The sequence below is a fragment of the Thermogutta hypogea genome (genome assembly GCF_055386265.1).
On sequence record NZ_AP042425.1, the window covers coordinates 738,957 to 753,221 of the forward strand.

Consider the following 14,265-nt stretch of genomic DNA (forward strand, 5'->3'; position numbering starts at 1 on the left):
TGTCGTCGGCCCCGCGGCTCCGTCCGTTGCTACCTCTGTCGTCTCACGCGCCTGTTCCGTTCAGGGAGATTCGATCGAGGTCAGGGGAGGAAGGGACAGTTCGTATTCCTTGTCGCCGATCTCGAGCGACACATGTTCGTTGGTGATTTCGGTGATACGAACCGGAATTTTCCGTCCCTTCTTGTTGAAGATGACTTGCGATCCTGCCTGAACCACCTGATCCCCCAGGAACGCCAAGTTGCCTTGCTTTCCGATGATTACTCCCCGCAATTCAAGCCCCAAGTCTTCCGGCCCAATTGTCGCGTCTTCGCTTTTGTCACTCGGTTGGTCGTCGGCTACGTTGGGCTCGGTTTCGCTCGTCACGGTTGCCGGCGGTTGGAAAGGGTCTCGCCAGAAAGCCGCAGCTTCATCGCCCTCGTTCTTCTGCCGCGAAAGCCAGTCTTGGAACTGAACCCAAACCGGTGTCGGCGTCCCAATACCGGAGGGCGCGTTGGAAGCCGACTCTGCCTCGAATCCGGGCGATGTTCGTCCTATACCATACGCCGTCATCCCATCAGCCGAGCCCGCCTGCGTTGTCAACGCACTCATGGGGGTGAAAGATGGCTCCGATTCTCCATCCACAGTCACAGGACGAAAAATTCTTCCGCCCCACAAGTAGGAAGCGACGACGGCAAGGCCGAGCAAAGCGGCCGCTTTCAATGGGCTACGTTTTGCCTCCTTGACCAAAATGGTTGTCCATTTTTTCTTTTTTCGCATGGCCTGTTTGCATGCCGCCTATCGAGACGGCATGCCCTTCCTCTTATCGGAAAACACGGCTCATTTTCACTAATCGAAATAATCGGAGTTAACGGAACAAACTAACAACTCTACGCGACATGAGACCAGGTCGGCTCCCGGGTCGCGACTGAGGCGGAGAGTCTTAACCAGGGCAAGGTTACGGTGGTTGTCCAATGCGCGTAGGAATCGAACGATGTTTTCTGTATTTCCTGAGAATTGAAACTCAATCTCACTTAAGGTCATCCAGCCTATCTGCTGCATGGAACGTGGCGCAACCCGACTGAAATTGACCCCCTCGCTTTCACCAGTCAAAGTCGTATCGCGGAGGAAGGTGGAAATCGCGACCTCGGGAGCAGGTTCCGACCGCTGCGGTTTCAGGAATGCATCCACGCTTTCAAGCTTGGCGACCACCTGATGCATGCGTTCGCGGAGGGCCGAGGTCCCCGCGGATTCCCGCTGTAGCTCGAGAATTCGGTGCCGTACGACGGCGATCTCGCGAAGTGTCGGCACCAGCCAAAAGCCGAGATACGCGGCCAGCAGGATTGCCGGGACGGCGATTTCCCATTTTCGTGAATGGAACAAGAAACTTCCCATGGTTCCGGTATCCGGCGGCGGCAAATCGAGCGCCGCGCTAAGGTAGGGCAGAGCCGGCCGCACTCGAACAAAAATGTTTCACCTACTCAACTCTAGATCACGCGAAATCACGCGGCGGGGCATGTACGGCTTCCCGCCGGCCGCGTCACGGGGTCGCGGCGAGGGGCGAACCCGCAGGGGGCCTCTCGGTCGCCTTGCCCGTCGCTAAAGGGCTCGCGTTCATCGTCAACGATATCCGAAAGAGATTGTCGCGGACGCCTTCCTTTTCTGCGGAATCCTCTACCGAATCCAGCCGCACCGCGTCGAATCGCCCACTTTGAGACAACACCGAGACGTATTGGTGAATGGCGCGCAGTTCCCGTGCCCGGCCCTGCAAAGTGATCGTTACTTGCGCCCGTTCCAAATCCTGCTTGAGCCTTTCCAGTGCCGCCCGATCAGCAGCCTCGCGATCTTCGCCGATGGCGGCATTGGTTGCTCGGCCGGCCAAGGGATCGGCATTGCCGGCGGGGGGGATCCGTTTCCATTCGATGTCCTCCAACACGATTTCATCAGGCAGGACGGCCATCAGGCTGAATAGGACGCGCGAAGGCGGTGTCTGATAGCCGATCCGCGCTAACCAATCGGCTCGTTCCTGCTTTTGGGCAAGTTGCTTCGAAACGGCTTCCAGGCTTTCAGCCGCTTGTGCCCGTTCGGCGGCCTCGGCCAGTAAGCGCGCCTGTTGCGATCGGAGGTTCGTCAGGGAACGGTACTGGTATCCGCTCAGCACGAGCAGGACGATAAGCAGCCCCGCCGTCACGACGAGGGAGAACAGGACGGAACGGCGGCGCCGCCGTTGCGCGAGGTATTCCGTCGGCAGAAAGTCTCTTTCGGCATAGGATGCGACCGTCATCATCGTTTCCAATCGCGGCATATTCCCATTTTGGCGAAAATCATGACCGTATTACCTTTTTCCCACGGGTTCCGGCTCGGCGGGAGTGCTTTTCCGCTCGACGGAGCGTGCTCTTTCGGTAGATCCGAACAGGGCCAGTCCGATTGCCGTCTCCCATTGCCGGGGCCGAGGGATGCGGCACCGAACCTCGAAGGCCCTGAGCGGATCGCTGAATTCCACGGCGGTATGGAGTTGTTGTTGCAGAAGGTCTCGCGCAAGATCGTCCGCTTCGCTTCCGCCCAGAATCACCGCGGCCGGCGGTTCGCCTCGGAACGTCACGCTGAAGTAGCGAACGGCCATGGCGATTTCCCCCGCCAGACGTTCCAGCAGAGGGCGAACAGCCTGCTGCACGCTTCGCATCACTTCCGGGTCGCGGTGGCTTGCACGACGATCTCCGTAGTTGCGTCTCAAACCATGGCCGACTTCCGGCCGGAGTTGCAGACTCTGACACACGGCGGCATCGAGTTCTTTGCCCGCCACGGCTACGTTTTTGATGAAGGCGGGTTGATGATCCCGCACAATCATCATCTGCGTCAGCCGATATCCCAAGTTCACGAACATCTTGGGTTCGTGCCGGTCCTCTTCACGGCGAAACTGTCGTAGGCGGCACCGCAGCAAGGCCAGCGGCTCGGCGTCGATCCCGCACAAATCCAAGCCGACTGCGTCCGCAATTCGAAGCAACCGCTCGGTCAGGTTCCGGCGGGTCGCCAGCACGATGACCTCGCGTCGTACCGTTTCTCCCTGCCGGACCGGTCCGACATCGAGATAGCGGATCTCCGCGGTTTCCGGCGAGAGTCCCAGCCGGCCTGCGCATTCGTCGGCCACCGCCGCCGCGAGAGACTCTTTTCCGCCGTCCGCAACCCGGACGTTTTGGGTCATCAAATCGGCGGCGGAAAGGCAAAAGACGGCCCTTCGCCCGTGGAAACGTCCTTTCGACAGCGCCTGCCTTAAAGCCGCGGCGGTTTCCTTGACCGACTCGCCGTCGTCCGGGCCGGCCGATGATGCTTCAAGGCCGTCCCATCGCACCGCCTCGACGAGCGTCGTTCCGTCCGCCGAAAGCTGAACCAATTTGATCGAGCGGTTACCGATATCCACGCCGATCGGACCGTGACTGCGTTTCCATAGTCGCATGAGACCGCCGTCCGTTTCTGTCGATGACCTGAATTCGTGCTCAAGGGGAAAATACGGGCCGATCCGATCCCGACTAGCGGAACAGCCAGGCCGGCGGCCCGATGGCGTCCAACGGCCCGACCTGAACGGAACCGGTAACGCCGTCGATGATGATCGCCACGTATCGGGGTGACGGCTGAATGCCGTCCGTCAGCCAGATCATGGTTTGCCTCGCGGTCTCCAACGATCCTGTCGGACCGAATTCCACGAACTCGGTCGGTTTTGCCGACGCGTCGAAGTCAGCCGCTCCGACCAAGCGAACACGGCCGATCACGGCGGCGCGTTCGTCGAGATCCAGAATTCGTTTCGTCGGATCGCCGTCGCCGTCCGAGAGGAAGTCGTCCGGCAAAATGTTCAGGGCGGCATTGTTTCCACTGTGCTTCCAGTACAAACGATTCCCCGGCACGTCGAAGACGACGCGATACTTGCTGTTAAACGTGATGGCGTAATCCCGTGCTTGGGTGATCTCGGCCGCCACGATTTGGGCCGCCGCTCGGAGCTGCTCATGGCTGCTGGGGCGGAAGGACGGCCACGCAACGGCCAAGATGACGGCCAAAATCAGGAATGCGAGCATCATCTCGATGAGCGTGAACGCCCGCCGCGATCGCCCGCGTTCGGTTGCCGAAAAATCATCGTTTGTCATCACCGTCGCCGTTTTTTTCCGATCTCGTCCGATCCGCGGGGACCGGCCGTTTGAGGACCTGGAGCTGCTCTTGGAGCAGCTTGTTTTGCTCGACCAGGAGGCGATTCTGCTCCGTCAGCGCCTCGCGGACGGCCCGCAGATGCGCGATCATCTCCATCCGCTGCTCAACCGCGTTGGCGAAGGGCTGATTGGAGACTTCCCCCAACGCCGATGGACGTCCCCTGGAAAAGTCTAGCACGACGACGGCGGCCAAGATCGCGGCCGATACTACCGCTACGAACGATAATTTCGTCATAGAATGTTTCCTTGTCCAATATGAGTCGCATGTGCCGCCGTGGATTATGAGGCTGGCGAATCCCACCGAATCACCGACCAACGCAAGCCGGGCGACGGGTCCAGCACTGTCTTGTCGTTGGGACCGGGAGCGTAGATCGCTTCCCCGGATCTCAACCAGTGATAGGTCGGTTCTTCACTTTCGGGCTCCACCCGAATTCGCGGGGCGGGATCGAGTCCGCGAGCGTTGCGCAGCCAAAGCGGAAAAAAGCGGTTCTCACCCGAGGCGGTAGGGTATTGGGCTTCGAAATCCTGCCGCAGCCGCTTCCAGTCCTGCTGATTCCAGGGGGACCGCGAATCGATGCGGAACTCCGGGGCGAAAACTTTGCCCTGGATGGTCAATTCCGTGGTCGCGGCATTCTCTCGCACGTGAAAGTGACCGAATAGTCCCACCAAACCGTGGATGGTCCGCGACGTTCCGAACGTGTCCACGTGCAGCTTCTTGCCGCTCAGCGTCGGAATACGGAGGCTGGCGTTGGTCGCACCGGGGGCCGGCAATTCCGTCGGCTCTAGGAGAATCTGGCTGCCCGTCACGATGATATCTCCGTTCGCATACAGGCTGCCGTGCACGGTGACGTTGCCGCGCAGTTCCAGGTTCCCACCGGAATAGTACAGTCCCAGTGGATTGGAGGCCGGGTCTGAGCCGAGGACGGTGTTCTCCAGCACGCCGGCGAGACCGGGGATGACGTAACTCGGTCCGCCGGGAAAAAGGCGGTATTCGGTCAGATCCGTTTGCAGCGTCAAATCGGATTGGACGTTCATTCCAGCCGCCGGTTTCGTTTCCACGCCCAGTAATACAGCGAGCGTATTGACGGTTTCCGGGGGTTGCACCGTGAAAGGCAAAGTGACAGTCGCGGAGAACGGCCGAAAGTCAGGATAGCCGCTCAGCATCATCTTTCGCAGATGGTCCATGTAGAGGTACCACGCCGTGGAGTCGTTCGGGTAGGCATCGGCGATCGAAAGACTGCTCTGAAACCGGGCCTTGCCCCCGAAACGGTAAGGCACATTCAATTTGCAGGCGGTGGTTTGCGTTTGGTAGACGGCGTGCGAGGTAATGGAAATCCAATCTTGTGGTTGCGGCGCCAGTGCCCGCGGCACCAGCTCCAGGGTCACACGCTTCTCGCAGACGGCGGGATAGTCGGGCCGCCCTGGAGGCCAGGCCTTACCGATCGCTTTCATCGTGATCCGCAACGGCAAGCGAGAGTAGTCCGCGTCGCCGGGGCTTAGCTGCGAGTCGCCGGGTAGGAAACGCACTTCGAAGGATTGATTGTCGCCGCAGCCCCCCGCCAGCAGCCCGTCGACTCCGGGCCATTGGGACGAGAACACCTTTTGCATACCCACGGACAGGCCCGTATCCGCTGCGCGACGCGCCGATTCCGCAAGCGTATGGTTGTTCTCGATGGCGCTTCGGCGGGCAAGGATATAGGACGCGGCGTACGAGATCGCCAGCGCCGCCATCACCGCGAACAGGATGGTGAGCATCACCACGGCGCTGCGCGTGGGTCGGCCGTGCACGCGCCCCGCCAAAGTCCGGGAGCGAATCCTGGGGGACCGCTGGGGGGGGAAATTTGCCATGGCGACTACCTCCGGTCGGCTCTCACGACGTACATGCGGCCGGCCGAGCCGAACAACGGCACGGCGCCGGTTGCAGAGGCGTCGGCGGTTCGCACCTGGATTTGCAGCTCCGTTGCCAACCAGACGTGCCGGACTCCGGTTTGCAGACTAAATAGGCCTTGGGGCCAAGCCATGGTCTGCCAAGAGACGGCTGGATTGTTCCACTCCGCAAACGTAGGACGTAACCGAATCGCAAAACGCAACGCACCCCGCCGGGTGCCGTCAATTTGGAACGTACGCAAGCGGTCGGACCAGGTCACCGTCTTGCGCAGGCCGTCCGACTTGACCATTTTCAGCAGAATGCGCCAAGCGGACGCATCCGCGTAGGCCGGGGCCGTTTCACTACGATGGGGCACCGTGACTTCCAGGACCTCATTCGGTTGGGACGGGTTGGGATAGAAAAACACCAGCTCCTTGACTTTCGGCAGGCCGTCCGGATCAAGAGGGCTGCCGGCCGGATGCCACAACACAAGGCACTCGGGAAACGTGCCCGAGGGGCCGACGTCGCTGACGACGAGCGCGCCGGGAAACAGCTCGTTGGCGTAGCTCTCCGAGAAGAGCCGCCGGATTCGCTCCAAACACATCCGCCCGGCCTGCACGGCTTCGGCTTGTCCCGTGTTTTCCTCGAAGGCGTCTTCGGATGTCTTCAGAAGTGCTGCTGTGGCCGTCATGATCATGGCCGCAATCCCGACGGCGATCAGGATTTCCAGTAGCGTGATCGCGTTGCGGCGCGACAGCCGGGTCGCGCCGGTTTTCCAGCTCGGTCGCTTTCCGGCGTTCAATTTCGACATGGCAGTCCCAACGTTTACGCGCGGCGCGTCGCCTTCACCAGGTTTCGGTAGGGGTGTGGGCCACAACCTGAGATGCCCGGGCCAACAGGACCAACCCACCGTCTTGTTTGCGGCGATAGACTCGCACCTCAACCAGCCGAAAGTCCGTCACCTGGCCGTGAGGAAGCGGCGTGGAGTAATTCGGGGGCGATACGTAGGCGACGCGAACCTCTCGGCGAAATCGTTGGAGTGATGCACTTCGCGCCGCCGGCGGACGATACCCGCCCGAACCGTCCTCTCGCCCCAGGGGTATCCCCCAGGGGTCCTTGGGCGGCTCCTCAACCCAACCATTGAAGTCATCGATGTCGTCAAAGGCGGAACGATTGCCCGTTGCCGCCTCGGCGAAGCCGGGACGAAGGTAGGTATCGTAGGGGATCGCGTTTCCTTCGCTGTAACAGTTTCCCAAGATCTCGTCCAACATTTGCCCGGCCAGACCTTGGGCGATCAAGCGGTCGCGAGTGTCCTCTGCAAGGGCGAGGCTCGAAGTGATCGACAAGGCGATGGCCGCCGCGGTGATTCCGAAGATCGCCAAGGCTACCATGACCTCGACCAAAGTGAATCCGGCGTTTCGGAGCGGTCGTCGTCGCGGCGATGCCTGAAACCGCAAATCGGGAGTCGCAAAAGTGCGATGGACCATGGCAGGGTGGTTGCGGGGGCGAAGCGGTAGGGGTGACCAGTGAGGGCCGAAGGCGAAACTACGGATCAAAGAAACTATAGCTTGCACACCGGCCTCGACCGGTTTGGCGACCGGTCGGGCAAAGCGTGCGCCGCCCCGGCAACAACCGCCTACGCGAAGCACGGCGCGCGGTGATGCGATGCGAAGAGTCGGGCCGACCGTCGCACATCATTCCCCGCGAGTCAAGACGACGGTCGGATCGTATGGAAAGAATGGGTTACGCAATCCCAACCGGAATGGTGCACGGTCGGTTCGCAGCGGTGGTACGTCGCTCCTCGGCCGGCATTCAAAGCAAAAGGTTCGGCCTGTGGGACCGAACCTCAAACGCGGTATCGACCATTCTGAGTCCGGCCGGCACGAAGTGATCCGCGGAGCGAATCCCACTCGGCCCGGCAACGGGCGGTGATTTGCTACTTGTGCGGTTGGTTATTTCGGGCCGCCGCCTGGATATCCTCAAGGCTGCGTCCCAATTTCCGACGAGGAAGCCGCCCTGAAGATGCCGTCAATTGCTTCCATTGCTCAGCCTCGGGCATCATCCGGAGCGCTTCTCCGATTCGTTCGCGGTAATCCCCGCCATCGGGGGTTGTGCCCAGGTTGTCCACGGCATCCGCAACACCTAACAGCACGGCCTGCCGCACGCCCTCTCGTATCCAGGAGAAGAAATTCATTGTCTCGCGACCTCCTTGTTTCTTGCCACGGGCAAAAACGACGTCATGTTGGAACGGGTCGCTTGACAAAACCGCATTCATCCTCGCGGCCGTCCCAGCGAACACGCCCGGTCAATTACCCATTCCGGCGGAAAGATACTCAGTGCGGACGCTTGCGTCCAGATCATTTCACAGGGTTAATGCCGTGGTGTGATTGTCCTGGGATAAGCAAGGCGGCAGGGATGGCTAGAAAAGATTCGCGGCGTGGCAGAATTGGATGGATTCCTGGAGAATCTGCTCGTAGTCCATGGACTCCAAATCCTCGCCGATCAGTTCGATTTCGAAGAACCCGTCATATCCGTGGGTCCGCAGGTGAGATAAGATTTCTCGCAACGGGACGACGCCGGTGCCCAATAAGCAGCGATTCTGTTCCATGGTCGGCGCGGCCCTGCCATCGCCGAGTTGAACCAGGCCGATTTGAGGGACCAACTCCGGAATCCGCTCGAGCAGGTCTTCCTCGAAACCCAAATGGTAGGTATCCAACAGAAGCTTGATTCGTGGCGAACCCACGGCCGAGAAGACTTCCAAATACTCATTCCAGTTGGTGACGAAGGTGAATTCTTCCGCACAGGCGGGATGCATTGGTTCGACGGCCAGATTGATTCCGTATTGCTCGGCCATCGGGGCCAGCGTCTTGAGGGCATCGCGAAAGAGACGCCGGGCATGATTGTAGGTGTGGCCGCCCCTCGCCCCGCTGTATACCAACAGGCATTCCGCCTTCAGCTCTCCCGCCAAACGGACGGCATCCATGGCGTCTTCGATGGCGGCCTTGTAGGAACGGCCGTCGCTTCCCGTGAAACCGCCCGCCCAATGCAGACTGGATACCTTGAGCCCGTACTCCGCCAGCAAGTCCGCGCCTTTTTCCTCGCCGAAGTCGGACAGCTTTTGCCTCCACACCCCAATCGCCGGAATGCCCAACCGACGATAGCGGTCGACGTCTTCTTCAAAGGACCAGCGGAAGGTGGTGGTTTCGCAAACCGAAATTAACGCCATCCGTGTCAAACTCCGTCAAGATCTTTCCGTCGGAGGAATCCATGAAACCAAAGCGGGGGATTCCCGGGGCGACCGTTCCCCGAGCAGCAAGTATGCAGCATTTGTCGCTCCGCGTAAAGAGGCGGCTTCGTTCCGTCGAGGTCCGGTGTCAGCGTTCCGCGCCCGGTCCGATCACGCAGGTTGCATCCTGCGGCGGGGTGTTTTAGGGTGTTGTTTCGGCGGGATCGCGGAGATCCCACGCGTTCAACCACCGCGTCTTGGTGACCTCAAGGCCGATTTCCGTCAATCGCTGGTGAAAATGCGGCATGTGGCCCGCGCCGTAGAAAATGGCGATCTTTCGATGTCCCTTTGCGACCTCGCGACGGAGCACCTCCAAGACCCGCTCGTTGCGGCCGGCAATCAGGGTGGATCCCTCCGGCCCTTCCATCGCTTGGATCTGCCCCTCGGGGTCCTCGGCCAATTGCCGGGCGAAGATGCGTTTCAGCTCCAAGTTGCGGTTCTTGCTGAAAAACGCGGCCAATAGGTCGGCATCGCTGACCTTGGCCTTGCCGGACGCGTTCTTGGCCATCTGGTAGCCCATCGAGCGAAGCGCCATGGCCCAAAGACTCTCGCCTCGCTCTTCCATGCTCTTGGCGAATTCATCCGGCGATAAATCGGCATGGACGAAATTGTCCCGGTGGTAGTCGATGGCGCTGAGTTGATAGGTTAAGCCGAGAATCGCGGTCATGCCTCGCTGAAGGAACGAGATGGGATGATCGGACCTGCCCCCGCCCGCCGGGACCCGCGTCCCTTCCGGCGCTACCAACTCGTACAAAACGACGTCATACTTCGTGAGGATCTCGTTCAACGTTTGATAATAGACCGTCTCACCCAAGTGGATGACGCCCACCAAGTCGACTTGAAGGTCGGCCGGGAGATCGTCGGCCCTCGGTTTCGTCCGATAGGTCACAATGGAAGTCTGCAAGGCAACAGGCTGATCCTTTTTCTCTAGCAAGCGGATGAACTGCGGTTTCGATTTGTCCCCCGAACGGCTATCTCGGTCTGATGCAGTATCCGTGTTCGGTGTGCCTTTTTCCGCGGGCAGGGCCGGAGCGCTCCGCGGGCGCGGAGGGCGAACGCGCCGCAAAATGCGCGGCTGTCCGATCGCCGTCACCGTCGCTTCCGAGGCTGGGCCTTGGGCCGCAGCCGCCAAGACGGGCGAGCGTTGTTCGGCTGCAATCGCGAGGTCTGGGCCTACTCGGTCCAAGATAACCCCGCAGCAGAGAATAATTGCGACCAGGCCGCCGTAATTGCTGCAACCACGGACGTGATAACTGATACGTTGTGAAACCATGGGATCGCCCTTTTGGGGGGATTTGAGCCGGATCAGCCCCTGCGGAGGAATTGGTAACCGATGGCGTACCCGCAGCTTAGGCCGGCCCCTTCTCAGTTTAGCTCCTTAATTCTAGCCGTCCTGTCCAAAAACCGCCATGATTTGCCGATGCCGGTCCTCCCTGATGGCAGGCGCGCAAAGAATGCCGAAATGGAAAGGGCCTCGGGAGATCGAGGAGGAAACGGGGGTGCGGCAGAATCGGGGACCTGGATCGGACCGAGGAGGGAAAACTTGCCGATCTGCCGGAACTGGTAAGAAACGGTAGTCCGCTCAGCTTGTACGTCTCGGCTGATCGGAGAAAAGTCGAGCGTGTTTACCGCTCCCGATAGGTAATGCGTCCCTTGCTCAGATCGTAAGGGGAAATCTCGACCCGAACCTTATCGCCGGGGACGATTCGGATAAAGTTCTTTCGCATTTTGCCGGCCACGTATGCCGTCACGATATGGCCGTTCTCGAGCTGCACCCGAAAATTGGTGTTGGCTAACGCCTCGAGCACCGTGCCGGAGACTTCGAACCCCGATTCTTTTTCCTTCGCCATAAACCTCTCCCGGGAAGACCTCGAACCGAACCGTGTCCCTTGCGCACCGGGAACGGAATTCTTCATGGTAACAACGAGTCCGCTCTGTTCCAAGGGCCGAAGGCTCGCAGTTCGACGCCGTCTCCGATTTCGTCGCCGTCGGGCATTGTTGCGGACGGGCGACAAGAGCGCAATCGCGGCGGCAGTTCGCGGCGTCTTCCGAACGATGGTTTCCTACCAATCCGCTGATCTCAGTCAGTGACGCCGGCTTTGAGCTTGGCTGCTCGGAGCGTGTTTCGCATCAACATGGCAATCGTCATCGGACCCACCCCGCCGGGAACCGGCGTGATCTTGCCCGCCACCTCACTCGCTGACGCGAATTCGACATCGCCGACCAGCTTGGCCTTTCCGGATTCCGTGGTGCCGACCCGATTGACGCCGACGTCGATCACCGTCGCTCCGGGGCGAATCATGCTCCCCGTCACGGCATTGGGTCTGCCCGCGGCCACGATCAGAATCTCCGCACGCCGCGTGTGCTCTTGGAGGTTTCGAGTCCGGGTGTGGCATATCGTGACGGTGGCGTCGGCACCGGCCTGTTTTTGCACGAGCATCACCGCGATGGGCTTTCCCACGATGTTGCTGCGGCCCACCACCACGACCTCGGATCCCGGAATCACCGTTCCCGAACGAATCAGTAATTCTTGGATGCCGGCCGGGGTGCAGGGGGGAAACACCGCCTCGCCGATCATCAATCGGCCGACATTGACGGGATGAAACCCGTCCACGTCCTTATCGGGATCGATGCTGAAAAGCACTTGCTTTTCGTCGATATGCCGCGGCAAGGGCAGTTGCACGAGGATGCCGTGGACGCTGCGGTCCTGATTCAGCCGTTCGATGAGAGCGAGCAGAGTTTCTTGCGAGGTATCGGCGGGAAGCGGATGATGAAACGACTCCATGCCCAATTCTTTGCAAGTGCGGTTCTTCGCCGTCACATAGGAAATGGAGGCCGGATCCTCGCCCACAAGCACCGTCGCCAAACCGGGAGCGACGCCGTAGCGTGCCGTGAAATCCGCCGCTTCCCGGCGAATCTCATCGCGGACCTGCTGAGCGATCGCCTTGCCGTCGATGATTTGAGCCGCCATGATCGCAATCTTTTTCCGCCGGAAAGGATCTAAGGTTGGAACACCTTGCGGATCTCCGGATGCAGGCCGGGAAACTGATCGATGAATTCGGCTCGGTGCTTTTCCAACGCCTTCTGTCGTTCCTCGAAGACGTCGTGCGGGAAAAGCTTTTCCGGGTGGAACAGAATGGAGTCCACCAAACGCACCGCCGCCGGAACGTGCAATCCGGTTCTGGGAGAGAACACCCATTCATCCAAACCGCTGCGGAGGACGGAGTCCAAGATACCCATGGTATCCGCCAGCCGAATATCCCGCATCGATTCGCCTTCGCCGACGAATCCGGTGTTGAGCAGATAGCACTGGATGTGGGAGTTGGCCTTGAGTATGTCGTAGAAGAGGTTCGCGTGTTCCGCGCGATCGCCGGCCAGGAACGGGTCGTAGAAGAAGCAATTCTTGATTTTCCCGGCCTGAGTGGGGTCGCCCGCCGAGGACTCCATCGACTGCCCCAGAACCATGAAGGCCGCGGCCTGCTCATGGGTCAGCTTGGCGATCGCCGGGATGATGTTACCTCGGGTGATCAGGAACAGGTTGTCGACGCGGTCCGAGTTGATCGATTGAGCGGCATGCATGAAGTCGCGTCGCTCGATGACGGCTCGGCCGTTGGACGTGCGTTCCATATTGAAAAAGTCGATGGCCCCGTCCGGCTCGATCCAGACGTTCTCCAAGAAGGTTTCGCGTTTGAGCGAGGCATAGTAGGCTTCCAATTGATCGCCCGGGTTCAGGCCGTCCGTCTTGACGAAGATGCCGCCCGGCTCGAAGCCGTGAAACGTTCCGTCCCGATGGAGCGAGCCGCCGTCATCCTGGATGAGCCAAGATCGTTCGCGCCCCTTGCGGGCGAGCACCTTGCACGTGGTGCTGGTCTTGCCGTTGGCGCTCAAGGCCGCGAACAACGAGCAGGTCGTATGATATTCGCCGTGCGGAGTCTCCAACGTATCGCGCCGGCATCCCACATGCAGGAATACCGCGTTGCCGCTCTGCTTGACGCGAAAATCCTCGCCCGCGAAAACCCCCTTCTTCCACTCGCCGAAATAGTTGCTGTTACGGACGATCTTGACCATGCGGCCGGTGCGCCGGTCGTGGGCTAACCGGATCGTGATGTCCTTGTTCGGCAGCTTCTTCTGCTTATTGCTCTCGAAGGCCTCATCCGTAAACATGATGACCTGGTAGGTCGGCTCTTCGGTCGTGGCGGGCTTGAACAGCTTCAGCCCGGCGAAGGCAACATGCGCGAACCGCCGCGGCACGATCAGCCTCGCCGTTATGCCTTCCGTGCCGTCGCCGACTTGCACGTCGATGCTTACGATCTCGACCTTTTCGAGTGCCGCTTTGACCGCCTCCAAGAGGTCGTATTCGGGCTTTCCGAACTTCGAATCGATGTTGTTCTTCGTGAACATCGCGGCCCGGGAAGTGGGTTCCGAATCCACCGCCAAGGATCCGTACCTGCTCTCGCGGACCTCGGGTTCCTCCAAGGCGAGCAACCGTAGGCGGGAAGTATCGGGGTTGCGAATCAGCCGACCGTCGTGCTGGGCCTTTTCAAAAATCGACTTGGCCGCTTGAGAGAATTCCTCAAACATACGGTTGACTCCTAGAGCAAGTTGGCAAAAAGCCGTCCTCGAAACGAATGCCCACCGGGCCTCGCGAGCCGAGCTTCGAAACGAGGGTGTGCGACCGTCCCGGACCGCACGCATACCTCCCCGTGGAAACATGAGGCGGGGAAATCAACACGTGCACCGGCCGCACTTTCCCAACGAGTGCGGGCGACTCCGGCACCTATCGCGAAAGCGAACCCGGCTTCGGTTTATTCCCAAGGAACGGGCGATTCCATCGCGGCATCAAGACCTCAAGTCTAACCATCTCGATCGGCATTCACCAGGTCCGGCATCTCGGACCGCCAAACCCCAGGGGAAGCAACCCCGGCTGTGAGCCGTCGAAA

Annotated in this window: 15 protein-coding genes; all 15 read right to left on the reverse strand. The window is 60.2% G+C overall.

The window, feature by feature from the left end; translation table 11 throughout:
• Positions 1–60 precede the first annotated feature (60 nt).
• The 15 genes from ACZ5B4_RS02475 to ACZ5B4_RS02545 all read right to left on the reverse strand — a co-directional run bounded on the left by ACZ5B4_RS02475 (position 61) and on the right by ACZ5B4_RS02545 (position 13,906).
• Positions 61–756: a hypothetical protein gene (locus ACZ5B4_RS02475; RefSeq protein WP_464912862.1), complete on the reverse strand. Its 696-nt coding sequence runs from the start codon at positions 754–756 to the stop codon at positions 61–63.
• A gap of 69 nt (positions 757–825) precedes the next feature.
• Entirely contained in the window at positions 826–1,371 is a 546-nt protein-coding gene (locus ACZ5B4_RS02480; RefSeq protein WP_464912863.1) for a hypothetical protein, read from the reverse strand.
• Positions 1,372–1,516: 145 nt separating this feature from the next.
• A complete protein-coding gene (locus ACZ5B4_RS02485) occupies positions 1,517–2,263 on the reverse strand; it encodes a PilN domain-containing protein (RefSeq protein WP_464912864.1) in 747 nt (248 codons plus the stop codon).
• A 48-nt stretch (positions 2,264–2,311) separates the two neighbouring features.
• Entirely contained in the window at positions 2,312–3,430 is a 1,119-nt protein-coding gene (pilM, locus tag ACZ5B4_RS02490) for a pilus assembly protein PilM (protein WP_464912865.1), read from the reverse strand.
• 73 nt (positions 3,431–3,503) lie between these two features.
• The gene (locus ACZ5B4_RS02495) at positions 3,504–4,112 is read right to left on the reverse strand and encodes a prepilin-type N-terminal cleavage/methylation domain-containing protein (protein WP_464912866.1); all 609 of its coding nucleotides are present in this window, start codon (positions 4,110–4,112) and stop codon (positions 3,504–3,506) included.
• Entirely contained in the window at positions 4,099–4,407 is a 309-nt protein-coding gene (locus tag ACZ5B4_RS02500; protein ID WP_464912867.1) for a hypothetical protein, read from the reverse strand. The genes ACZ5B4_RS02495 and ACZ5B4_RS02500 overlap by 14 nt, the downstream gene beginning before the upstream one ends.
• A 44-nt stretch (positions 4,408–4,451) precedes the next feature.
• The gene (locus tag ACZ5B4_RS02505; RefSeq protein ID WP_464912868.1) at positions 4,452–6,020 is read right to left on the reverse strand and encodes a hypothetical protein; all 1,569 of its coding nucleotides are present in this window, start codon (positions 6,018–6,020) and stop codon (positions 4,452–4,454) included.
• A 5-nt stretch (positions 6,021–6,025) separates the two neighbouring features.
• Positions 6,026–6,850, reverse strand: a complete 825-nt coding sequence (locus ACZ5B4_RS02510) for a hypothetical protein (RefSeq protein ID WP_464912869.1) — start codon at positions 6,848–6,850, stop codon at positions 6,026–6,028.
• 34 nt (positions 6,851–6,884) lie between these two features.
• Entirely contained in the window at positions 6,885–7,526 is a 642-nt protein-coding gene (locus ACZ5B4_RS02515; RefSeq protein ID WP_464912870.1) for a type IV pilus modification PilV family protein, read from the reverse strand.
• 449 nt (positions 7,527–7,975) lie between these two features.
• The gene (locus ACZ5B4_RS02520) at positions 7,976–8,233 is read right to left on the reverse strand and encodes a hypothetical protein (protein ID WP_464912871.1); all 258 of its coding nucleotides are present in this window, start codon (positions 8,231–8,233) and stop codon (positions 7,976–7,978) included.
• A 225-nt stretch (positions 8,234–8,458) separates the two neighbouring features.
• On the reverse strand, positions 8,459–9,265 hold the full coding sequence (locus ACZ5B4_RS02525) for a sugar phosphate isomerase/epimerase family protein (RefSeq protein WP_464912872.1): 807 nt from the start codon (positions 9,263–9,265) through the stop codon (positions 8,459–8,461).
• Positions 9,266–9,467: 202 nt separating this feature from the next.
• Entirely contained in the window at positions 9,468–10,598 is a 1,131-nt protein-coding gene (locus tag ACZ5B4_RS02530; RefSeq protein WP_464912873.1) for a hypothetical protein, read from the reverse strand.
• A 352-nt stretch (positions 10,599–10,950) separates the two neighbouring features.
• Complete coding sequence (infA, locus tag ACZ5B4_RS02535) at positions 10,951–11,175, reverse strand: translation initiation factor IF-1 (RefSeq protein ID WP_464912874.1); 225 nt, start codon at positions 11,173–11,175, stop codon at positions 10,951–10,953.
• Between the two features lie 230 nt (positions 11,176–11,405).
• Positions 11,406–12,296: a bifunctional methylenetetrahydrofolate dehydrogenase/methenyltetrahydrofolate cyclohydrolase FolD gene (folD, locus tag ACZ5B4_RS02540; RefSeq protein ID WP_464912875.1), complete on the reverse strand. Its 891-nt coding sequence runs from the start codon at positions 12,294–12,296 to the stop codon at positions 11,406–11,408.
• 29 nt (positions 12,297–12,325) lie between these two features.
• Positions 12,326–13,906: a phosphoenolpyruvate carboxykinase gene (locus ACZ5B4_RS02545; protein WP_464912876.1), complete on the reverse strand. Its 1,581-nt coding sequence runs from the start codon at positions 13,904–13,906 to the stop codon at positions 12,326–12,328.
• Between the last annotated feature and the right edge of the window lie 359 nt (positions 13,907–14,265).

Bases quoted from the DNA above. Each gene is read 5' to 3' on its own strand.
- ACZ5B4_RS02545 (WP_464912876.1), bottom strand. From the start codon at position 13,906: ATGTTTGAGGAATTCTCTCAAGCGGCCAAGTCGATTTTTGAAAAGGCC.
- ACZ5B4_RS02520 (WP_464912871.1), bottom strand. From the start codon at position 8,233: ATGAATTTCTTCTCCTGGATACGAGAGGGCGTGCGGCAGGCCGTGCTG.
- ACZ5B4_RS02530 (WP_464912873.1), bottom strand. From the start codon at position 10,598: ATGGTTTCACAACGTATCAGTTATCACGTCCGTGGTTGCAGCAATTAC.
- pilM (WP_464912865.1), bottom strand. From the start codon at position 3,430: ATGCGACTATGGAAACGCAGTCACGGTCCGATCGGCGTGGATATCGGT.
- ACZ5B4_RS02500 (WP_464912867.1), bottom strand. From the start codon at position 4,407: ATGACGAAATTATCGTTCGTAGCGGTAGTATCGGCCGCGATCTTGGCC.
- ACZ5B4_RS02485 (WP_464912864.1), bottom strand. From the start codon at position 2,263: ATGATGACGGTCGCATCCTATGCCGAAAGAGACTTTCTGCCGACGGAA.
- ACZ5B4_RS02515 (WP_464912870.1), bottom strand. From the start codon at position 7,526: ATGGTCCATCGCACTTTTGCGACTCCCGATTTGCGGTTTCAGGCATCG.
- ACZ5B4_RS02525 (WP_464912872.1), bottom strand. From the start codon at position 9,265: ATGGCGTTAATTTCGGTTTGCGAAACCACCACCTTCCGCTGGTCCTTT.
- folD (WP_464912875.1), bottom strand. From the start codon at position 12,296: ATGGCGGCTCAAATCATCGACGGCAAGGCGATCGCTCAGCAGGTCCGC.
- ACZ5B4_RS02510 (WP_464912869.1), bottom strand. From the start codon at position 6,850: ATGTCGAAATTGAACGCCGGAAAGCGACCGAGCTGGAAAACCGGCGCG.
- ACZ5B4_RS02480 (WP_464912863.1), bottom strand. From the start codon at position 1,371: ATGGGAAGTTTCTTGTTCCATTCACGAAAATGGGAAATCGCCGTCCCG.
- infA (WP_464912874.1), bottom strand. From the start codon at position 11,175: ATGGCGAAGGAAAAAGAATCGGGGTTCGAAGTCTCCGGCACGGTGCTC.
- ACZ5B4_RS02475 (WP_464912862.1), bottom strand. From the start codon at position 756: ATGCGAAAAAAGAAAAAATGGACAACCATTTTGGTCAAGGAGGCAAAA.
- ACZ5B4_RS02495 (WP_464912866.1), bottom strand. From the start codon at position 4,112: ATGACAAACGATGATTTTTCGGCAACCGAACGCGGGCGATCGCGGCGG.
- ACZ5B4_RS02505 (WP_464912868.1), bottom strand. From the start codon at position 6,020: ATGGCAAATTTCCCCCCCCAGCGGTCCCCCAGGATTCGCTCCCGGACT.